This is a genomic window from Halococcus sediminicola (assembly GCF_000755245.1).
Classification (GTDB): Archaea; Halobacteriota; Halobacteria; order Halobacteriales; family Halococcaceae; genus Halococcus; species Halococcus sediminicola.
On the sequence record NZ_BBMP01000005.1, the window covers coordinates 45,532 to 64,422 of the forward strand.

Annotated in this window: 18 protein-coding genes and 5 pseudogenes; 9 read left to right on the plus strand and 14 right to left on the minus strand. The window is 53.4% G+C overall.

All coding sequences use genetic code 11. The annotated features are described in order from the left end of the window. Positions 1-114: 114 nt before the first annotated feature. Positions 115-441, minus strand: coding sequence for a hypothetical protein (locus ACP97_RS02090; protein WP_049996194.1), 327 nt, complete (start codon positions 439-441; stop codon positions 115-117). A 90-nt stretch (positions 442-531) separates the two neighbouring features. On the opposite strand from ACP97_RS02090, the gene ACP97_RS02095 reads away from it, so the two are divergent. After that, positions 532-1,170, plus strand: coding sequence for an SAM-dependent methyltransferase (locus ACP97_RS02095; RefSeq protein ID WP_049996195.1), 639 nt, complete (start codon positions 532-534; stop codon positions 1,168-1,170). Between the two features lie 39 nt (positions 1,171-1,209). Here the strand turns inward: ACP97_RS02095 and nucS are convergent, their stop codons facing one another. The 3 genes from nucS to ACP97_RS02110 all read right to left on the minus strand — a co-directional run bounded on the left by nucS (position 1,210) and on the right by ACP97_RS02110 (position 3,565). Then, on the minus strand, positions 1,210-1,971 hold the full coding sequence (nucS, locus tag ACP97_RS02100) for an endonuclease NucS (RefSeq protein ID WP_049996196.1): 762 nt from the start codon (positions 1,969-1,971) through the stop codon (positions 1,210-1,212). A gap of 286 nt (positions 1,972-2,257) precedes the next feature. Next, positions 2,258-2,548: a PadR family transcriptional regulator gene (locus tag ACP97_RS02105; RefSeq protein WP_049996331.1), complete on the minus strand. Its 291-nt coding sequence runs from the start codon at positions 2,546-2,548 to the stop codon at positions 2,258-2,260. A gap of 303 nt (positions 2,549-2,851) precedes the next feature. Beyond that, positions 2,852-3,565: a DUF2270 domain-containing protein gene (locus tag ACP97_RS02110; protein WP_049996197.1), complete on the minus strand. Its 714-nt coding sequence runs from the start codon at positions 3,563-3,565 to the stop codon at positions 2,852-2,854. Positions 3,566-3,890: 325 nt separating this feature from the next. Here ACP97_RS02110 and ACP97_RS02115 point away from each other — a divergent pair, with 325 nt between their 5' ends. Then, positions 3,891-4,058 (plus strand): DUF1931 family protein, encoded by a 168-nt coding sequence (locus tag ACP97_RS02115; protein ID WP_049996198.1) that lies wholly within the window; start codon positions 3,891-3,893, stop codon positions 4,056-4,058. A gap of 176 nt (positions 4,059-4,234) precedes the next feature. Then, on the plus strand, positions 4,235-4,702 hold the full coding sequence (locus ACP97_RS02120; protein WP_049996199.1) for a GNAT family N-acetyltransferase: 468 nt from the start codon (positions 4,235-4,237) through the stop codon (positions 4,700-4,702). 519 nt (positions 4,703-5,221) lie between these two features. Here ACP97_RS02120 and ACP97_RS02130 read toward each other — a convergent pair. From ACP97_RS02130 to ACP97_RS21370, 3 genes and pseudogenes are all read right to left on the minus strand, one after another. Further along, complete coding sequence (locus ACP97_RS02130; protein ID WP_049996201.1) at positions 5,222-5,563, minus strand: type II toxin-antitoxin system PemK/MazF family toxin; 342 nt, start codon at positions 5,561-5,563, stop codon at positions 5,222-5,224. Beyond that, entirely contained in the window at positions 5,560-5,919 is a 360-nt protein-coding gene (locus ACP97_RS02135) for a MarR family transcriptional regulator (protein WP_049996202.1), read from the minus strand. Before ACP97_RS02135 ends, ACP97_RS02130 begins: the two co-directional genes overlap by 4 nt. A 135-nt stretch (positions 5,920-6,054) precedes the next feature. Then, positions 6,055-6,213: pseudogene (locus tag ACP97_RS21370) on the minus strand (DUF7558 family protein); the annotation flags it as partial. A 432-nt stretch (positions 6,214-6,645) separates the two neighbouring features. Here ACP97_RS21370 and ACP97_RS02140 point away from each other — a divergent pair. The 3 genes and pseudogenes from ACP97_RS02140 to ACP97_RS02145 all read left to right on the plus strand — a co-directional run. Continuing rightward, positions 6,646-6,882, plus strand: a pseudogene (locus tag ACP97_RS02140) (PadR family transcriptional regulator); the annotation flags it as partial. Positions 6,883-6,895: 13 nt separating this feature from the next. Beyond that, positions 6,896-7,297, plus strand: a complete 402-nt coding sequence (locus ACP97_RS18835; RefSeq protein ID WP_336884748.1) for an MATE family efflux transporter — start codon at positions 6,896-6,898, stop codon at positions 7,295-7,297. A 639-nt stretch (positions 7,298-7,936) separates the two neighbouring features. Continuing rightward, positions 7,937-8,557, plus strand: a complete 621-nt coding sequence (locus ACP97_RS02145; RefSeq protein ID WP_049996203.1) for a TMEM175 family protein — start codon at positions 7,937-7,939, stop codon at positions 8,555-8,557. Positions 8,558-8,750: 193 nt separating this feature from the next. On the opposite strand, the pseudogene ACP97_RS20670 reads toward ACP97_RS02145, so the two are convergent. Both ACP97_RS20670 and ACP97_RS02155 read right to left on the minus strand, forming a co-directional pair. Beyond that, positions 8,751-9,749: pseudogene (locus ACP97_RS20670) on the minus strand (ISH3 family transposase); the annotation flags it as partial. A 190-nt stretch (positions 9,750-9,939) separates the two neighbouring features. Further along, positions 9,940-10,977: a pentapeptide repeat-containing protein gene (locus tag ACP97_RS02155; protein WP_049996204.1), complete on the minus strand. Its 1,038-nt coding sequence runs from the start codon at positions 10,975-10,977 to the stop codon at positions 9,940-9,942. A 215-nt stretch (positions 10,978-11,192) separates the two neighbouring features. Between ACP97_RS02155 and ACP97_RS02160 the strand changes: the two are divergent. Further along, positions 11,193-11,630, plus strand: a pseudogene (locus ACP97_RS02160) (IS1595 family transposase); the annotation flags it as partial. 284 nt (positions 11,631-11,914) lie between these two features. Here the strand turns inward: ACP97_RS02160 and ACP97_RS02165 are convergent. Beyond that, positions 11,915-12,409 (minus strand): thiamine-binding protein, encoded by a 495-nt coding sequence (locus ACP97_RS02165; protein WP_049996205.1) that lies wholly within the window; start codon positions 12,407-12,409, stop codon positions 11,915-11,917. A 171-nt stretch (positions 12,410-12,580) separates the two neighbouring features. On the opposite strand from ACP97_RS02165, the gene ACP97_RS02170 reads away from it, so the two are divergent. Further along, positions 12,581-12,823, plus strand: a complete 243-nt coding sequence (locus ACP97_RS02170) for a hypothetical protein (RefSeq protein WP_049996206.1) — start codon at positions 12,581-12,583, stop codon at positions 12,821-12,823. 67 nt (positions 12,824-12,890) lie between these two features. On the opposite strand, the gene ACP97_RS02175 is transcribed toward ACP97_RS02170, so the two are convergent. Together ACP97_RS02175 and ACP97_RS02180 are read right to left on the minus strand one after the other, a co-directional pair. After that, positions 12,891-14,270, minus strand: coding sequence for a DUF389 domain-containing protein (locus tag ACP97_RS02175; RefSeq protein WP_079977506.1), 1,380 nt, complete (start codon positions 14,268-14,270; stop codon positions 12,891-12,893). Positions 14,271-14,514: 244 nt separating this feature from the next. Then, positions 14,515-15,339: a GNAT family N-acetyltransferase gene (locus ACP97_RS02180; protein ID WP_049996207.1), complete on the minus strand. Its 825-nt coding sequence runs from the start codon at positions 15,337-15,339 to the stop codon at positions 14,515-14,517. 847 nt (positions 15,340-16,186) lie between these two features. Between ACP97_RS02180 and ACP97_RS18840 the strand changes: the two are divergent. After that, positions 16,187-16,487, plus strand: a pseudogene (locus tag ACP97_RS18840) (IS5/IS1182 family transposase); the annotation flags it as partial. A gap of 466 nt (positions 16,488-16,953) precedes the next feature. Here ACP97_RS18840 and ACP97_RS02190 read toward each other — a convergent pair. Together ACP97_RS02190 and ACP97_RS18845 are read right to left on the minus strand one after the other, a co-directional pair. Beyond that, positions 16,954-17,154: a dodecin gene (locus ACP97_RS02190; RefSeq protein WP_049996209.1), complete on the minus strand. Its 201-nt coding sequence runs from the start codon at positions 17,152-17,154 to the stop codon at positions 16,954-16,956. Between the two features lie 73 nt (positions 17,155-17,227). After that, the gene (locus ACP97_RS18845) at positions 17,228-18,706 is read right to left on the minus strand and encodes a M14 family zinc carboxypeptidase (protein WP_079977507.1); all 1,479 of its coding nucleotides are present in this window, start codon (positions 18,704-18,706) and stop codon (positions 17,228-17,230) included. Between the last annotated feature and the right edge of the window lie 185 nt (positions 18,707-18,891).

Sequence of the window (18,891 nt, forward strand, 5' to 3'; positions counted from 1 at the left end):
GTTGTCCGCCACTCAGATCGTACGTTGCTCGCTTGCGTTGATATCTCTCGGAGCGATATCTCAGTAGTAGCGGGAATTGGCCTACTCATCTGGAACCAGCAGCAAACGACCGTTTCAGTGAATAGTCGATGCTTCGAACTCCGTGCTGTTGTGCATTATACACCCGGTACATTGCACTGTTTCGCCCCCTGTTCCGCTCTCTGCCAATATGATGAACTGGTCCTCTGAGCCAAGGAGCTTTGAACCCACGTCCTGGTAGGAGTAAATAGACCCGACTGCTCCTGTTCTTCTCGGTGTGACTGAAATAGCCATACCAACCTCGAAAACGAGATGTTCTCGAGGCTCATCGCAATCGCTTGCTGCTACCGTTTCAATACGGATGCTGTCGCCATCCTCCGTGTTAAAGATCATTGCAGGTAGCTCGAACGCGAACACCATCATGGATTCTGTCTCGCGTTCCGAGCCACTGCGTAGCCCACGGCAACCGGAGATATAATACTCAGCCTGTGTTCGATCGAGTATGTTTCAGCCATGAGTTCTCCCGATGACGGAGACGAAAGAGGATTTGATGATGCATACGCCGGAACGCCTCCATGGGATATCGGTCGCCCGCAGCCCGATCTCCGGTCGTTATTCGAGACACGGTCGTTCGGTGAGTCACTCCTTGACGTCGGCTGCGGAACGGGCGAGAACGCATTGTTCCTTGCAACGCAGGGATACTCGGTCCTCGGCATCGACGCCTCCCCACGGGCAATCGAGCAGGCACAAGCGAAAGCACGCAATCGTCGCGTAGAAGCCCGCGTCCGCTTTGCCGTCCAGAATGCACTCACGCTCAACGAACTCACCGCGGAATTCGATGTCGTTGTCGACTGTGGATTGTTTCACGTCTTCGACGACGAAAGCCGACAGACATATCTCGAAGCACTCGCCCACGTCGTTGCACCGGGCAGCTATATCGTTGTTCTGTGTTTCAGTGACCGAGAACCCGGGACGTGGGGACCACGGCGGATCAGTACCGACGAGATTCGATCAGCGTTTGTCGATGGGTGGGCAGTCGAGGAGATTCGGTCAGCCCACTTTGCGGTCAACCCTAATCAAGAAGAAATCGATCCCTCAAACGGCGACAGTGTCGAGGCGTGGCTTGCTACCGGTCAGCGTCTACGAGGATGAGTTCCTCTTGGTCGAAGGAGACAAAGAGATTCCGTACTACTATTTCTCGGCGTACTCGGAGGGATTCGTCGGTCGAGACGTGTCCGTCTGTTCGGGAGATAACGAGACGAATTCCAAATCTTCGCTCGCAAGCAGTCGCTCGGCTCGATCGGTTACCGACGGAGCAACCAAGATTCCTCTGACGGATTTGCCGTACAACTCGCGTTCGAGAGCTTCGACGTACCGATGCAACTGTCCGACCGCGTCCGGACCCACTCGGCGGCGTTTGAGCTCGATCGCAGTGGGAGTGCCATCGGCGTCCTGACCGTAGATATCGATTGCCCCCGCGACAGTCTCGCGTTCGGTCGCCATTGCCCTGAATCCAGTTTCGAGGACGTCAGGATTGGCAAGAATTCGTTGGCGGAGGTCCTCTTCACTGCCTTTGAGTGCGAGACCCGAGGTGTCATCCAACTCCAGTAGTGAAGCCTGTGCAACCGTCTTGAAGGTGATCTCAAGCTCTTCGTGAGGTGAGGTGCGGACACTCTCGACGATGAGGCTGTCGCCGTCGAGACGAGCGTTGTGCGTCGAACCGGGTGGCTGCCAGTTGACCGGTTTGCGCTGGCTGTCTTGGTGAACCAACAGCGTGCCATCGGGCTTGAGAATTACCAAGCGCTCACCAGGCGGGAGATGACTCGATGCCCGTCCGTCGTAGTCGACCTCACACTCTCCGACGAGTGTGAGCATTCCGCCGCGCTCGAGGCCCGTGCTAAGCAGTTTGAGCACAGCTTCTGGCGCTGGATCAGTGAGCGATGAGACGGGCATAGTAGCTGTTTGGATCTACAACCAGGTAAGTGGATCCGGTGGTGCACATGGGAATCCAGATGCTTTCGACCATCTAAGGGGATAGCGACTGTTGGCACAGCCAACAGTATTTTCGTTCGGTGCTAGGGATGGACGGTTCCGTCTGCAAGAACGAGCGCATTGCGAGCCCTACTATCCCAGCGACAGCAGGAAATCCTCGCCGTTCACAGTGGAAAGGTTAACTGTAGCAATACTCGATACTCGATGCTCGGTACTTGATACGCTCGTTAGTGGTCGTTAAGGAACGCTATGTTTCGACGTCAACAAGCTCGTTTTCCCACTCGCGACGGTCTTCAAGTTCGCGGTGGCCGCGCTCGGTGAGCGTATAGGAGTTTGTTCGTTTATCGATCATCCCTTTCTCGACGAGACCCATCTCGGTGAGTTGGTCAAGATTGGGATAGAGCCGCCCGTGATTGATTTTTGTTGAATACTGCTCTTCCAGTAGTTCCTTAATCGACAACCCGTGAGGATACGAGTCGTTCTCGATGCTGGCTATCACATACAATGTATCGCGTTGGAATGCAGTGAGGTCATCCATCATAGTCATCCTGATCTATCAGGTGTTTATTTATAAGCTCTTCTGACTATTCTCGGGTTGTCTAGTGAGTCGGAGTATTCCAGTACGTCGCCAACTCTCGACGGCGTAGCCGAGAAAGCGCTCGTCACTCGACTTTGAGTTCGCAATTATAGGGATTATCGGAGCAATCCATAGTTTTACACGAGTCTTCTCCAATAGTTGGGAGATACAGCGTGCGAGATACAAAGCGCGTATCTTGCACGTTCTACGCCCATACTTATACTGCCAGTGCCGCAGTGGGGTGCTATCGTCCTAAATCTATCATCAGTCGTTCTCTTTCCATTCGCCAAGATCCGTTTCAGTGCGCTCGCCTTTGGCCCGCCGGTTTTGAGGCCAGAACGTAAGTACGACCGCCCCAAGGCAGAACACTCCAACAACACCAAGGACTGCGAGGCCAGGAATCGAGCCGACCGCGGCCGCCTCGATGACAGGACTGGACGAGAGTGCCGTGATGCGAAAGACCCACGCGACGAGAAGCACTACGAGAAGTGGCAGATAGATGCGCCGCAACCGACGTCCGAGAGCCTCTCGGGCGGGTATTTTCAGCTTTGGATGGCGGTAGTCGTCGCTCAACTCTTCACGCCAATCATAGTGTTCAACGCCAGCAGTGGGGTCGAGCGCGTTTGCAAACAGATTTTCCTCGATCATGCGAGCACGCGAGCGGTAGACGTCGTAGTCTCGGTAGCGCCGCGCTTCGATGACAAGAAACACGACAGTCACCACCATTCCAGCGAGCAGGATAGCGGGGGAGGTTCCACTACTGGAAAACGCATACACGAGAACCGCGGAGATCACGGTGACAGCCCACTTCGTGGATTCATCCATACGCTGTCGCCACATGGTCACGCGAGACATCTCACCGCGGTAAAGATGTGCCATCACTGATCCGAGTCCCGTACTCTGATCAACCATCTCGCGGCCAATTTCACGTTCTTCAGGAGCTTCTGGGTCAAAATCGTCCGTCTCTGATGGACTCATCCCACCATGATTGGTTATGCAATGATATATAACCTCACACACTGATCCTGTCAGTAGACACTTGGTTGCTGACAGAGCTCAATTCGATAGCTAAGAGGACAAGAGGTAGCGACAGAAACTAAGTGCAAGATACACCCTCTCTATCTCACACGCTGCATCTCCCAACTGCTGGAGAGGACTCGTGCAAAACTATGGATTGTTCCGATAATCCTCATAGCACGGCCGCGAACGCAAATGGATTTCCCCTTCAAGAACCCCCGTAATTTCCGGTGACACGGCTCATGCAGCCGGTGGTTATAAGTAGATCCCACAGTTCTTCTTGTTGATGGCAGATTTAATCGTTCAGTCGGCCGTGAAGGACGAAATTGGGGAGATGAACGTCTCGTCGGACTTCTACGATGCGCTCGACGAGGAAGTAGCAGATCTACTCGAAAATGCTGCCCGTCGCGCCGACGAAAATGACCGCAAGACCGTCCAGCCGCGCGACCTATAGGCGCTGACGGTTCGGCTACCGACTTATTGACGTTGGGCGCGACGACCCGACGTCAGGACCTACTCACTTCTGAGCAGCGGCTACGGTCGTCGGCGTGCGAGATATAGGGCGCGTATCGGTCACGCTCCATTCCAGACCTCACGTGATTTAAAGAGTGAGCAGCGGAGAGTCGCTGTATGAAACTCATCGAAGCCACCGCTGAAGATCTCGATGCAATCGTTGACCGCTGGTATTCTCTTGCAAAATCGATGGAAGCCTACAGCGAACTGAATGAGCTTTCCTACGCGGATGTCGACGAAGTTTCCGACGATGGCTTCCGCGCCCATCTTGACGACGAGGAAGTTACTGACTACCTCATCGTTCACGAGACCGAGTCCATTGGCTTTCTCACGCTCCGGGAGGGCTACCACTCTTCCAGAGAATATTCGCATTATCTGCGTATCGTGAACCTTGCTATCGACGAAGATCGCCGGAATCGGGGTCACGGCAGCGAAGTCGTCGATCTTGTGAAGGAGATAGCCCGCGACCGGGGTTGCGACCACCTGAAGGTTTCCTGTGAGTGGCACAACAAGGACGCGCGCCGCTTCTATCACGACACGGATTTCCGACCGAAGCAAGTCGACTACGCACAATCATTGAATTGAGTCAGGAAACTAATGCGGTCTTATCATTGGTCTTCTGCTGACTAACCCTCTGAGTCGGTCACGGTGTTATTGGCAGTATCCAAGTAGTTCGCACACCTCGTGCTGAACTCAGAGCGCATGTCTTGCACGTCAGTCTGTCAGGATCGAGAAGATCCTTCTCGCCTCAACTGGAAGAATTATCTGGTCGTTTCAAAGACTCGTCTTCAGAGTCCTCCATAGACTGTCGTTTGCCGCGCATATACATCCAGTATACCACTATGAGAGTGATCGGAAAGAATACGATAGCGAGGATAGCCAATGGAGGAAACATCACGAAGAGTGCCCATGTCGACCAAGAAACGAACTTGTCACGAGCCATATCTGACCAAAATGGTTCAGACGGTAAATACCAACGGTCATTGACACCGTTCATTATCCAGCAAGCAAGATTCGCTGTCCCGATACCTTGCAAGTAACTGGTACTGACTATATGCTCTGAGTCAGTCACGACTCTTTTGACGAGAATCAGAGGTGTTCGATCTATGAGGAGATGTAGTCGATCACCCGACTCGCCACGTCCTCGGTGCGGTCGTCAACGAGTGATGTCAGGTAGTGATCAACGTCCGCAGCACTGTTGAGAGTCGCAAGCGACCACGGGAGCATGTGACTTTGTTTTCCGAGTGCGTCACCCTCGTAGTCGTCGTCTCTGAGTGTGAGCGCCGCTTCGTGATAGGTCTTCGTGGAAATCAGGGCCGTGATGAGTTGCACGCCGTGATTCGGGAATCGAGGCGTTCCCAGCACGAGCATCGGGCGACCTTTCTCCGAGAGCGGGTCGGTCGCCCAAACGATGTCACCGCGCTCCAGTTCTTCGAACGCAGTCACTGTACCTCTTCCATCTCGTCGGTTCGGAGGTCTTCAAGACGCTCTTCACCGTACTGGTCGTCTGCCCTCTCGTGGTGTCGGTGGAGCCGGTAGGCCGACTGGAGTCGTTCTTCGTCGTCAGTGATCGCCCAGTACGGGCGCTTGTGCCGCACGAGATTGCGTTCCTTCAATCGTGAGAGGATCGCACTGACAGCGTCCGTCTCCAACCCGAGTCGTTCGGCAATCGTCGCCGCCTTCCACGCCCGGTCGTCATTCCCGTCGAGGAACAGTACGATTCGTTCGGTATCATTTCGTTCCTCGAATTTGTCGGCGTCAGCGTTTTCGAACTCGTCGATATCGATAGTACCGCTCGACATAGACTAGTGTTTGGACTGTTGGAACATAGTTGTTTGGCATGTTTGTTACTATCGATAATATTGTCGGCCCAGAAATGCGGGTGATAAGTTACACTCTGCTGGCATCGTGACGAGGTGCTCCTCGAGATCGTGCGTCTAGCACGTCGCCAGCTCACCTGGACTACAGTGCTCGCACAGCTGCAACGGGCCTTCGAGGTGGCCGAGTTCGACGCGAACCGCATGAGTCGGGCGGGACCGAAGATCACGCTGGAAACCGGTGTGGAACGCCAGCGACGCTGCGAGCGCGTCGACGACGAATGGCTCTCGACACCCATGCCTTTCCCTTCGATACGTTCAATTTCTCCGATGCGAAACAACGAACGGCGACTTGCTGCATACAGCCTCTCTATCTCGCACGCTGATCTCAGTCAGTCACGAGTCTGGTACGTTAGAAAGTATGAACACCACTGTGAATCCCTATAGCGTTTAGGAGGAATATTGATCGATCTACCTCATAAACCCAATATGTCTATTGAACGGTCTCGGCGGGCGACTGTTACATTCAACTCTGTCGATACTGTCGTGGGCTCAGAAACGGCTGGCTTTCTGTTGTGATCAGCTAGTGTTACTGAGCAGTGGAAATCGAACGACGCGAGAACGACTGGCTCGTGGCAATATCCTGGAGCGAGCGCGCCGATATCTACGCCGTCGACGAGCACCCCTCCGAGAGAGCGTTTGGTGCGGTCGCCGATTGGGCTGCCGTCGATGTACGAACTCGAGCAATTGAACCCGAGCATCAGCGATGCTACAGTCTACAAGCACATCCAAAAACTGATCGATGTTGGTATCATCGAAGAGGCGACACTTCCCAGTGGTGAACATCGGCAAGGATATCCCTGAAAGTTCTACACCATGAGTGATGCAGGATGGGAGTTCCTCGACGAACACAGCCTGCTGAAGTCTGGGGAGACGCTCCAACGCATTCGTCGGTCTCACTGTGTTAGGTATTCTCGTCTTCTTGGCCGCGAGACCAATCGCGTCGGTATTCACAACCGACCCGGCAGTCGCGGATGCAGGGGCGGCATTTCCCAGGTACTCTGTCCCAACCTTCGGGTTCATCGGCGTCATGCGCGCCTACACCGGAAGATTCCGCGGGGCTGGCAAGACATTCATCGCCGCTGTCATCTCAGTCGTGACGCTGGGCGTCGTTCGGTTGCCGGTCGCGTGGACCGGCGCGGACGCACTCGGGTCCGTCGATCTCTGGCTCTCGTTCGCTGTCTCGAACGTCGTGGGTGGCGTCATTGCGTATCTCTGGTTCAAGCGCGGCGCGTGGCGAGAAACGGACCTTGCCGACCGAAACGGGCACGTTGAATCGCCAGCGAGTGCGACAGACGACTAGAGATAACCACGTTCAGCGTGCGAGAAACGCGCGTGCTAAATTGCTGAGGGGTTTCTATAGATTGTGAAATCCAAATCACCCTGTCAGTAAGCACTTGACCGCTCACAGGGATAGTTATCGGTAAGTGTTCGACAGCCGCCAAAATCCACGACTTTAGTCGTGGGATACGGCGGCGTAAGTGGCCTTCCGAATGTAGATTCGGAAGGCTTAGGGGCGCGAGGCACCTCGTTAGAGGTGTCGAGCCGAATGGTAGCACCCTTCGGCGACGGCGGTCCACAAACTGGCAGTTGACTCGGTGTTTGCCACGGCGACGCGTTCCGCGTCGCCGAGACCAAACAAGTAAGCCCGTGGACAAACGGACCGACGCAAAACAACGCGCTACGCCTGAATCGCCGCTGAAACAGCGCGTCGATAGGGTTAACGGGGGCGTGGCACTCCCACCAGTTCGTCGGACTGAGAAACCGCCAAAGAACCAACGAACCCGCCTTTGTGGGGCGGTGGGAAGCCCACGACTTCAGTCGTGGGAGGATGTCACCAGTTCATGCTTACCCTGCTATCCTTGAGAATTCTCATAGAGTCAGTGCAGTGATGGAAATACAGTCACCATATCGTTATCTTTGACCATTCCGTTCGTCCGATATGGAACGTGTCCAACAATATAGATCGCAAAATAACACCAATCGTTTAACGGCTTTCAGTGACGGCGTCTTCGCGATTGCGATCACACTGCTAGTCTTGAATATTGAAGTACCGGCGATGGGGTCCAGTAACATTGCGAGTGTCGTGTTTGCCGAGTGGCCAGATATCCTGACATACATTATCAGCTTTCTCGTGATCGGAATCTATTGGATCAGTCATCACCGTATCTTTCAACAGATCGAACGTCAAGACGATCGATTACTTTGGTTCAATCTGTTGTTTTTGCTCTGTGTCGCGTTTATACCGTTTCCTACTTCACTACTTGGAGACGCTATCACCACTGTCACTGTTTCGTTATACGCAGCTACCCTAGTGGTAACTAGCATTATCTCTACCGGACTGTGGTGGTATGCCTCCGAGGTGGCTAGCCTAGTGTGTGACAATATTACTCCGGTGCAGGCACGTAATCATACTGTTCATATGCTCGCACCAGCAGTTGTATTCGCGTTCTCGATCCTGATTGCGTGGGTCACTCCGGAAGGAGCGATGTACTTCTGGATAATACTTGCTATCGTTGATCCAATAATAGATCGGTATTTAGGAACCCAAGACCAAATGTGACATAAATAACTAAAACCGATGTCAAATTCTCGATGACCCGCACTATCTAGTTGGGGTAGCTTGAGGAGTGGGCAGGTCGTGGCGAGAACTGATCAGAACGTCGCCTGTCGGTGATTTCGACGTCGATAGCTTTGTTGTAGCGCTAGCTGACAGCGTTTTCAGCCGTCTTCGCCGGCGTTTCCGTGAAACTTCCCGTATTCTGGGAGAGGAAGCTGATCAGCACGTACAGAAACCGCATCGCCGGATTCTGTGTCGTCGTCATCGCAATACTTCGTTCGGATAAACGATAGGTTAATTCGATCCTGAAGCGTCGGCTGTAGTACTTCCAAGTCTGGCGAGGTGTCGCGATGAGCGGTGCGTCGACGGCGTAGCCGTGACATGCTGCACCTTCCTCGTCATATTTTCCTTGCTGGTACGTACAGTCGATGTAAACCAGGAGATCGACGGTCCAGGTGTGATCGTCGATCTCACCTTGAAGGTCGTGGTCGATCACGCGGCTCCAGCCTTCACTCAGTTCGGCCTGGGTCGCTTTAACTCCACTTCACGATCGGCATGACGAAAGCGTAGTTGTGGGCGACGAGCAGCGTCAGACAGTACGTATCGTAGAACTCGCGGTCAAGATAGACGACCTTGGTTTCGAGAGCAAGGCCGTCGAGCACGCCGAGCAGTTCCGCGAGGATCGAACTGGCGGTGTCGCCATCGGTGAGACTGCGCACCGCCAGCGTGTAGCGTTTGTTGCGTACGCGGGCGTAGAGTGTGCCGTATCCGTGGAACGTGGTTGTGCCAGCTTTGGCAAGTAACTCGTAGAGTTCTTCCTTGGAGTCGTACTCCTCGCCGTAGTACGGTCGTAGGTGGAGGTCGTCTCGACCTCCACCGGCCGATCCAGGAGGAGTTAAAAAATGTCTTGCTGGATGAGTGTCTTGCTGACTCGTTCGAGCTTTTCGAGCTCAAACTTCGTCCGGAGGTGGTGGAGGATCGTATTGCCGTAGAGTGAGTCCTCTGAAATCTCGCAGAGGTAACTGACTGAGTCCTCGTCGACTGTTGCGCCGACGAAGACGTCCCAGATGTCTTCGGAGTCGGTATCGGCGTTTTCGCCGAGGCCGATATCGATCTCCTCGCCGAGAGTGTTAACGTGAAAGCTAAGGACTTGGCCCTCTGTGAGTTCACTGGCTGCTTGGTTGGCCTCCATCAATCTGCCAAGCAGTCCCTTCACCTAACCAGCTTTGTGAGGTACTGAGAATACATTGGTCAGAGGATTATCAGTCATCGCCAGCCGATCTCTCAACCCCTATAAGCGCGTCTCTCGGCATTTTTCATCCACCCCAACCTTCTGTCCATACTCGCTATTTTCGATGCATTCGTAGTATGATCGCCCTGTTCCATTACTGAACTCGCTGAGTGAGAACGAACAACAGCAGCGCCAATAATAGTGATCCGAGAAGCGACTCGATACCGGCAATTGCCCGCGCAACTGCCCCAATCGGTTGTATGTCGCCGTAGCTGAGAGTGGCAAATGTGACAACACTGAAGTAGAAGCCTTGGTAGAACACGCTCATCAGTTGGCCTGGTGTAGCCGCGAGAATATCTATGATCGGCTGTTCGAATGCATAGGTCCCCGAAGCTGTGCGCAATCCACCAGTCAGCGGATATAAAAATCCAGAACAACCCATTACCACAGCCGAACTCGTGACTACCCGTGTAGGGCTGGTCCCGTAGCGCATCACCCAGCGTGAGCCTTCGAGTTTGAGCGCACGGAGGTACTCACCACGCGCCCACGCGGCCCGCCGTCGAGCGTTCTTCTCGCCCAGATAACACGCTCGTGCACGGCCTGGCAGCGCGTCCTGTTTGAACAGACGGCGTAGCTCTCGGTAGGTCCAACTCGCCGCTTCAAGGGTTGCGGCCCGTGTCTCACGGTCGTCGGCATCGTTGACGAGATCTTCATAGACCACCTGATCGCCAAAGTTACTGGCACGGTTGAGACGGACGTCAGTAAACCCGGTACGGTAGAGCTTCGCCCTGTTGAGATTCGCATCGCGGAGATCGGCGTTCTCGAACGTCGCACCCTCCACATCAGCCCTGTCGAAGCGTGTCCGCCGGGCATCGACTCGGTCAAACGTTGCCCGGCGAAGATCCGTGCCGGAAAGATCCGCTCCACGGAGGGTTGCGCCGGTAAAATCTGCACCGACGAGGCTCCGCTCACGCAGCCACGAGGTATCTGCCAGATCGGCTCCACGAAAATCAGCGCCGTCAAGACGGTCACCGGGTTCCGGATGATCATCGAACGCTTCGACAGTTTTCGGGGTATTATCGTGCCAGAAACAGTCTTCACCACTCTCGTTGACTGGGCGCCAACAGCATGCCTTCCCCCGGTCAGCGAGCGGTTCCACGTCCTCGACATAGCCACATCGTGTCTCGGACATCATTTGGAACAGAGCGGAGAGCCATTATAGGTCTTTTAGCCGGAGAATAACTGTGAAATACAGTAATCAATATAGTGCCGCCTGAAGTGAGAGCACAACAACTGATCTTTGTATTCGTTGATCGCCCGACTGCGCTGCGAACAGTCCCCATCTGCGTGCATCACTCGGACTAATTTGCGGACGGATTCTCTACGATCGCCAGAATGCACGCGCAAAGATCACGAGCACGGGCACGATCTTACGAGGGTGACAAACCGTCCGTGTTCACGCTCGTTGACCGCGGCAGTGGGAAACGGTACGTGGTCCCCGCGAAATCGGCGAACGAGTCGACGGTTCGGCTCCTTCTCGCGACCCGCGAGAAGGAGCCACTCACGGTCTACACGGACGGATTCCGAGCGTATGACCCGCTGGATGACGACGAGCGGTTTCACCGCGAATCGGTCATCCATGCGGACAACGAGTATGTCGATGGTGAAGCTCACGTAAACACCTGCGAGAGCCACGGGTCGCTGGTGCGACCGTGGCTCTCGCTCCGTCGAGGCGTTTCGAAGGACAAGCTCACGCACTATCTGAGAGCGTTTCAGCTACGACGCAGAATCTACCGCAAACCTGGTTTAGAAGCGTTGAGGCACATTCTTCGAAAAGTGCTTTGACTCACCAACAATGTGCTTCACAAGAGCGTTGCTGGATACTTGAGAAGAACTCCGAAAATCAGTGCTAATCCCTAGAGCGAAACGATACCAGTATATTCCTAATAATGTGAGACACTCGCGAGAGACGAATACTCTCCGCCGTTTAATCGCACTCGAAACAAAAAGACAGAGATGAAACTGCGTGACACGAGACGATGTCATCGAACAGGGCCAAGAGTATTGTTGGAACCGATTATAGTTTGAATCCACTTAGAAGTATGAAATGATGAATCAATTAGCCGAGTTCAAGAGTTATCGTATTTCTCACTGAGAGACTCCTCCTCTGTTTCGTCGACTTCGTCGGTCTTGTAATCACCACCTTTTATATTGATCTCGTCTTCTTCTGCTTCGCTTTCGATGTCTTCGGGCGCATGGCCGCTCATGTCGACAATGTCCCGCTCTTCGTCTGGCTCTGTTGTCTCGTCCATTTCTTCATTATCCGTCGTGTTATCAGCAAGAGCATCTTCGACGGTAGCAACTCGTTCATCGGCATCTCGATCACGATTTCGTTCGTGATCGATCTCCAGTTTCGTATTCACTCTGTCTGCTTCGATAGCTTGGTGGGCAGCCTGCACAGCAGCGAAAAGCTCGCTAATATCACTTGCTTCAATGGTCGTCCCTAACGGGTTGATTTTGTACTCTACATCGTAGTTGTCGAGCGTTCTGATGGCTGTGGCGATCTCTTCAGTTGAACCCTCGTCTCGGACAGGCATGGTACTGAGCGTTGCAACGATTGACATGGGTGGGAGATAACGGGTGCAGCAGTCTTAGTCGTTGACTTTGCACTCGTAAGCGCTCTCAATGTGCGCCGAGCTATTACGCAACAGACTCCGGAAGAAAATTCTAATAGAAAGCTGTTGTCGGAATCATGCAAGCCAAACTACTATCAGAAAACGTCGCTTAGAAGTGGTATGCGCACGGACTTCACTCAAGAGGATGAGGGAAAACCAGTTCATGATGAGGTGTACGAACACATTGGAAAGATTGTAAAAGTGGAAGATGGCACTGGATACGTAGATTTAGATCCCAGCGTTGGCGGAGAAGTCAAATCTGCGCTCGGCTTCAGTAACCCCAGAGAGGATGTGTATCCTATTCATGATGAAATGGTGCAGTCAACAGCCGGAGAAGTAGTCCGCCTGCGTGGCGACCTCTAATGTGTTATCCTAATAGAAAACAGTCAGGCTCTCAACTTAGTCCACAGCTTCGACCAGGAATTGATTGTCAAACATTTCTCTTAGAGGACATGTAGAGAGAGAGAACACTATCTATACTGGCCTCGGAGCCGACGGAACCTTCAGATGTCGGTCTGAAGCGTGCTGTTACGTTAGATTCTGGAGTTGCTTCTGGTTTCCCGGTAGACTGAAATTGAACGTGGATGGTTACGTTCCGGTTGGTCGCGTCCGCGATTCGGTCGGTTAGTCGATCCGGTAACTCAGGATAGAATCCGTTCGGTGGCTGTGTAACAGCCACGGTGACGTTTGGCGATCCGTGGAGCCAGAGCGGCCCACCGTACTGGTAGCGAAGCGAGACGAGACTGAGATTCGTATATGCTGGTTCATTGAGCGTGTCTGCGGTCTCCTGAGCGACAGTGCGTTGGAACGTCGTCTGTTCGATGACCGTGTAGCCGGCGACAGCAGCCCCGAGAACGATCACTGCAACGGTTACTACGGCTGCTCGCGAGAGATCCCGGTCGGTCAACAGTGCTGCATCGAGATCCTGCGAGCGATACAGTACGTGAAGGGTCGCGTACATTCCGATATCAACCGCTGCCATGGTTCCGATTAGGAGGCCCGCGCTTCCAATCGCAACGCGCGGTGCACCGTAGGCAGTCCCGATACCGGCAGCAGCGGCAGCAGGCACAAGCGCGGCAGCAATCAATACCCCGATGAGGGATTTCGTTCCTTTCGTGGTCAGCCCTACTGCAGCAGCGATGCCAGCAGCGAACCCAACAAGCACCGACAGAGGGGTCGGTGCCATGCGGAGACCGATCAACTCGATTGAACTGATGGCAACTGGTGCGGGGACCAATCCACTGATTTGGAGACCTAGAGCCGTCACGAATGCACCGACGATGGCTGCAACGACCCCAAGGGCCTGCATGCGAATACTATCGGCAAACATCACGCGGTCGCCAACAATCGCGCCTACTGCAGCGGTGAGTACCGGCCCGACCAGCGGCGCGATTACCATCGACCCGACCACAATTGCTGGCGAATCAACCAACAAACCGATTGCAGCAATCGCAGCGCTCAGAAAGACCATCATGCCAAACGAACGCGGATCCGAACTGAAATCGCGAGCTTTCGACCGGAGTTCGGGCAGTCGAAGCGGATCGTAGTCGTTTGCATAGTGATCCTGTAGCTCCTCCATGTGCGGGGTCGTCGTATTGATGGCGTTGAGTACGACGATATAATCATCATCGAGACCCGCTTCTCGGGTCGCATCGAGCACTTCACCGAGGGCGTCTGTAGGAACCGGAGCTTCGACAATCGATTCGTCGTCTTCGGTTGGAACAGTGACGAAATCGATGTCTCGCTCGTTGAGCGCGTCGAAAACTGCTTCTCGATTTTCTTCTGCAACACGCAATCGGATAGTGTTCATGTGAGCTCAGCAGGCCGAGTCATCATCGATGACTTTCGGATCAGAAATACTGGCTGTATCGGTGGTAGCACTGAGGAATTCGGTTTCGTGCATAATTGGGTTATTGGTACTCTCACATCGCTTAGTGAATCATCAGTATCGCCGCTTGATTCAGTATTCGGCTTTAAACAGCAGGCTCCCACTCACCGAGCAACGGAGCAATTTCTAATAGTATTCGAGCAGGGTTGCTCGCTCTATTTGTAATCTATAGATATGAATCGTCGTAGGCTTCGTCCGAGCGTTCTGCGTGGACGTTACTGCAGTTGCTGCATTCGATCCGACCCATGTTATCCATCGCTGTATCCAATGACCCGCAGTTAGTGCAGTAGTACCCGAACTGATCGGTGTGCTCTTCGTCAGTATACGCGACGAAAAATGATCCTTCAGTGCCTGAGTCCTCTTCAGTGAGGTCGATATACATTTGCTGGCCGTCATCGGCTGTTGCAGTCGTGACGCCATTCCTCGTTTCCGTGTTCGGAAGGTCGGCATCAGAGTGGCCCTCCGAATCGGACTCGCTCGTTGTTTCAGTTTCCGTTGGGTGTTCAGCGTAGACGTGCTCTACGAGCGTTTCGCCCTCGACCTCTACTTGTCGGTCGTCAGTGTGCCCGAACCCGAACTGCTCGAAAAACTGGGTACCCTCCCTGTTGGCTTCGAACGTGGTTGCTGTGATGCGTTCGGCACCTTGTTTGCGGAGTCTCTCAACTGCGGTCTCGAACAAGCGGGTGCCGATTCCCTTCCCACGGTGTTCTGGGTCGACAAACAACCAACGAACTTCGCCCGTGCCTCCGTCCCCGTCGTGGGCCGCTTCAACGATGCCCCCGACCGTAGTTTCAGTCCCGTTGACGGTACTCTCCGCGACGAGCGTGACCGAATCATCCCCAAATGCGTCTTCGAGCCGCCCCTCGCCGAAATTGTCTTCGAGAAGCGCGTCGATCTCTCGTGGACTCAGCGCATATGAGGCGGTCAGCGTACTCTCGATCAGCGCGCGTATCCGTTCGGTATCATTGGTCTCAGCCTCGCGTAGTTCCATGTCCGTCTTTTTCGGCCTCGACAACAATAAAACAACGGAGGGCTGTCACAGCCCGTGATTTTCTCTACCTCACCATCACAAAAATCTATCTACCAACATATACTTAGCTACCCTCGCTCGCGTTTTCACCCGCTTCCTCTTCGAACAACGCGAACAGCAGCAATCTTCAGCAAGCGAGCTAATCCCACGAACTTCTGTATTCCATCGGAGCGAAATCGTCCGATCTGCAACTAGGGCAATCTGGAATCCCCATCATGAAATCGCCAGCGTCGGACGTGGCGATCACAAAGATGCCGCCACAATCGTTACACACGCCCGCGCTCTTGTCCATATCCTGCGTTTCGGTCATAACTGTACTAACCCTCGTCATCTGGATAATCACCTAACTTGGGAATCCAAACCGACATTCCACGGAATGGCTGCTCCAGTAGGTGACTCAGAGCTATTCTCAGTTTTACGTCTTTGCTGAAACAATTCGGATGCTAGCTATGGCGTTCAAGGGGACGACACAAAGCGATGCATGGTCAGCTTCTTGTCGGATAGAATACAAATGTCCCCTATGTTGATCATGACAGAGCGATTCCCGATTGACCGGTTCTACATCTGGATGGGCTTGATGGCCGTGTATTTCGGGTGTCGAAATCAAAGTCGATACCAGCGGAGTCATCTACGATTCTCGCTCATCACGACTCTCGGACGCGTCTGTCTGTGAGATCGAATGGAATGGAGAGATTGTTTCGGGCGGCAACTCTTCGATGAACTGTTCGAAGGGCTCTGGTGAACCACTATATAGCGGCAGGATGGACCGTGAGACGAAGGTGTCTGAAGCGGGAAACCGTGAGATGCTATGTCCGAAGTTTCCCGCTTCACGACTCGCGCAGTTACGTTGGCCAAAAACGCTGTCGATGACAGAGACGAATCCGTCGCCCCTACTGGAGGCGGCGGATTCGCCGATCACGCTCTCGTTTCGCTCCACTGTCTCCGAGTTTACCTCGAGAAATCCTACCGGGTCGCGCTGGATCTTCTGAGCGAGATGCCACAAATAACGGGGAAATCGGCCTGAAGCGGCCGATCTCCCTCATCATTCGACGTTAGTCAAAGCGTTCGATAGGTTCACCGTGGCGATTTGGCGAGTGCTGCTGCGCCTCGAGTGATCTGCGCAAGGTTTGGATGTTAGAGGAGGACGGTTGTTTCTGCGGTAGGGTTTGGCAGAACTTTTCGATGCTCGGTTTCGCTTAGTCTGGAAGTATTCGCTGATCGCCGCCTACTCATCGATCCTGAACGTCAAAAGGTTACGCTAGCCCCTAGCTCCGCGGCGGGTCAGGAGCCTTCTCACCAACGCGGGGTCCACTGATACACCGCCTGATGCGACCTCTTGATGCCGATGCTTTCAAGCGCGGCGGCCGTTTCTCGGTACGAGATTCCCGCTGAATGGATCCGCAGAACGTTCATACAGAAAGAAGCCAAGGAGAGTATGGCAACAGCCACCTGTGGTGAGTGTGGCAATGAAACAGAATACGACGAGACAGACTCTTCAGACCAGATTCCGTGTACACACTGTAATAATATGATCGAAGTATAACTCTACAGGGCGCTCTCACCGCTACTAGAGCGCTATTGTTCGACTTCGAAAGAGACCTCGACCTCAGCCTGGTATTCGTGGCCATCTTCAGTGGCCACCTCGACACTCAGTCCTTCAACCTCGATCCAGTGAACGTTGTCGAGAGTATCGGTTGCCCGTTGAGCAGCGCTATCAACCGCATCTTCGAAGCTTTCCGGGCTGGTTCCGATCAAATTGACTTTCTTGTACGTCATGCCGGCTTCAATAGGGGACATTGAATCAAAAAAGTGTCCATCTTTCAACTGGATAGCACGAGAACAATAGCGACTAAGATCGTGAGAAATACTGAAGATCGCTATCTTCGTCTATCGCTCCATCGCCATCACCGTCGATGCCATCACCATCACTATCATCGTCGTCATCTTCGTCCTCATCGTCTTCATCTATGTGACCATCACCATCATCGTCTATGTCGTTGCCATCATCGTCGTCACCTGGCCCCTGGTAGGCGTCGTCGGTATCATCAGTTTCTTCGACGTCATAGATCGAGTCGCCCTTTAGTGGGATGTCGAAGTAGTTCTCCGCGTTGACTGCGCTCAACGTCGGATCGGAGGCAATCAAGGCAAGGGATTCAAGGAACCCTATCCTCGAAGCTTCGACTTTCAATCCATAGGCACGTGATCCGTATGATGATGAGTTTCCAGACACTTCATACAGGATTCCTGCAGCATTGGTTTGCGGACAAAGCGTGTCCAAATACGATCCCCACAGTGTCGAGTATCCGTATCGAGTCACGCTATCGAAAACCTCCCATGGCCCGGTAGTATTCGCGAGTCGCTCAGCGACAAGCAGGTTCAAGCGAAGTGAACGACGGCTTGTGGATTCATCCAAGAAGGGATTGACATAGTCAGCAATCGGCTTCGATGCTTCGTACCCTGGTGCCTGCTTTTTGAATGCAGGTCCAAACGGTGCCATGACGCTCATAATAGACGGTTCAGGTGGCTCCGTATCTGGAACTGCAGGTATTCCCTGATGATGATGCGTGATAGCAAAATCTGGATCTGCTCGTAAGAACGATTTAGTTACAGCCGCCACCTCGGGAGATAGCCGAAGACCACTCGCCGAAAGCGTGTGGCCTTCGTAGGGAAGATTTAGCTGCCAGAGGTCTTCGTCTTCTTCCCACCACTCTGCTTTACTATCCGAATTAGGCTCGAAGTCAGGGCGGATATTGAAATCACGGTTCAAATCGTAGCCGTTTGAGGCATCCGACGGAGTATAATGATAATAGGGTTCGTGCAGTGAATCACTGGAAGACCATGGCTGAGTGTTTGTTCGGCGAGTTATCCGCTCTTTTTCTCCATCCCCATCTACATCCTGTCCGAACATCGCTCCATCTGGATTGACTCGTGGAACAATCGTCAGAGAGATGTTCTCTAGTATGCGTTCGATTTCGTCGGATGCTGAAACACTCAGATGTTGAAGCATTTGGAGAACGGCTTCAGTTCCCGCCGGTTCATCGCCATGAATCTGTGTGATGAGGTGAACGTTCGTTTTTCCCTCTCCAATGTTCACCTCCCACAGTGGATCGTTCAGTTCTGCAGATTGACCGATCTGTTGCAGTGTAATGAGATCACTCTCTTGATTGAGAAGTTTCAAACGACGTGTCAACTGAGCGTTTGTGAGGTATGCATTTGGATCGTAAGCCGCTCGTGGATCCCTCTCCGTTTGTGCATTTGCCACTCCTTGCGGAATACTACCGATGACTGCTGTCGCCCCCACTGCTTTTAAATAGGTTCTTCGGTCCACAGCTTGTGAACCGATGGCACTGTCTTAAATCTACTTGAGTTGATATTGTGTTTTGATTCTCAGCGATATTTTACATAGAGTTTGCTGAACCACCCGCTGCTGGGAGCGCGGTTGGCTATCGCTGACGAGGCAGATCTCACGTGTCGTTTCGATTTCGATGCTCATTAGCTATGTCGAATATCTCC

Bases quoted from the DNA above. Each gene is read 5' to 3' on its own strand.
- ACP97_RS02120 (WP_049996199.1), top strand. From the start codon at position 4,235: ATGAAACTCATCGAAGCCACCGCTGAAGATCTCGATGCAATCGTTGAC.
- ACP97_RS02180 (WP_049996207.1), bottom strand. From the start codon at position 15,339: ATGGAACTACGCGAGGCTGAGACCAATGATACCGAACGGATACGCGCG.
- ACP97_RS02095 (WP_049996195.1), top strand. From the start codon at position 532: ATGAGTTCTCCCGATGACGGAGACGAAAGAGGATTTGATGATGCATAC.
- ACP97_RS02115 (WP_049996198.1), top strand. From the start codon at position 3,891: ATGGCAGATTTAATCGTTCAGTCGGCCGTGAAGGACGAAATTGGGGAG.
- ACP97_RS02170 (WP_049996206.1), top strand. From the start codon at position 12,581: ATGCGCACGGACTTCACTCAAGAGGATGAGGGAAAACCAGTTCATGAT.
- ACP97_RS02145 (WP_049996203.1), top strand. From the start codon at position 7,937: ATGGAACGTGTCCAACAATATAGATCGCAAAATAACACCAATCGTTTA.
- ACP97_RS02190 (WP_049996209.1), bottom strand. From the start codon at position 17,154: ATGACGTACAAGAAAGTCAATTTGATCGGAACCAGCCCGGAAAGCTTC.
- nucS (WP_049996196.1), bottom strand. From the start codon at position 1,971: ATGCCCGTCTCATCGCTCACTGATCCAGCGCCAGAAGCTGTGCTCAAA.
- ACP97_RS02135 (WP_049996202.1), bottom strand. From the start codon at position 5,919: ATGTCGAGCGGTACTATCGATATCGACGAGTTCGAAAACGCTGACGCC.
- ACP97_RS02175 (WP_079977506.1), bottom strand. From the start codon at position 14,270: ATGAACACTATCCGATTGCGTGTTGCAGAAGAAAATCGAGAAGCAGTT.
- ACP97_RS02110 (WP_049996197.1), bottom strand. From the start codon at position 3,565: ATGAGTCCATCAGAGACGGACGATTTTGACCCAGAAGCTCCTGAAGAA.
- ACP97_RS02105 (WP_049996331.1), bottom strand. From the start codon at position 2,548: ATGGATGACCTCACTGCATTCCAACGCGATACATTGTATGTGATAGCC.
- ACP97_RS02090 (WP_049996194.1), bottom strand. From the start codon at position 441: ATGATGGTGTTCGCGTTCGAGCTACCTGCAATGATCTTTAACACGGAG.
- ACP97_RS02155 (WP_049996204.1), bottom strand. From the start codon at position 10,977: ATGTCCGAGACACGATGTGGCTATGTCGAGGACGTGGAACCGCTCGCT.
- ACP97_RS02165 (WP_049996205.1), bottom strand. From the start codon at position 12,409: ATGTCAATCGTTGCAACGCTCAGTACCATGCCTGTCCGAGACGAGGGT.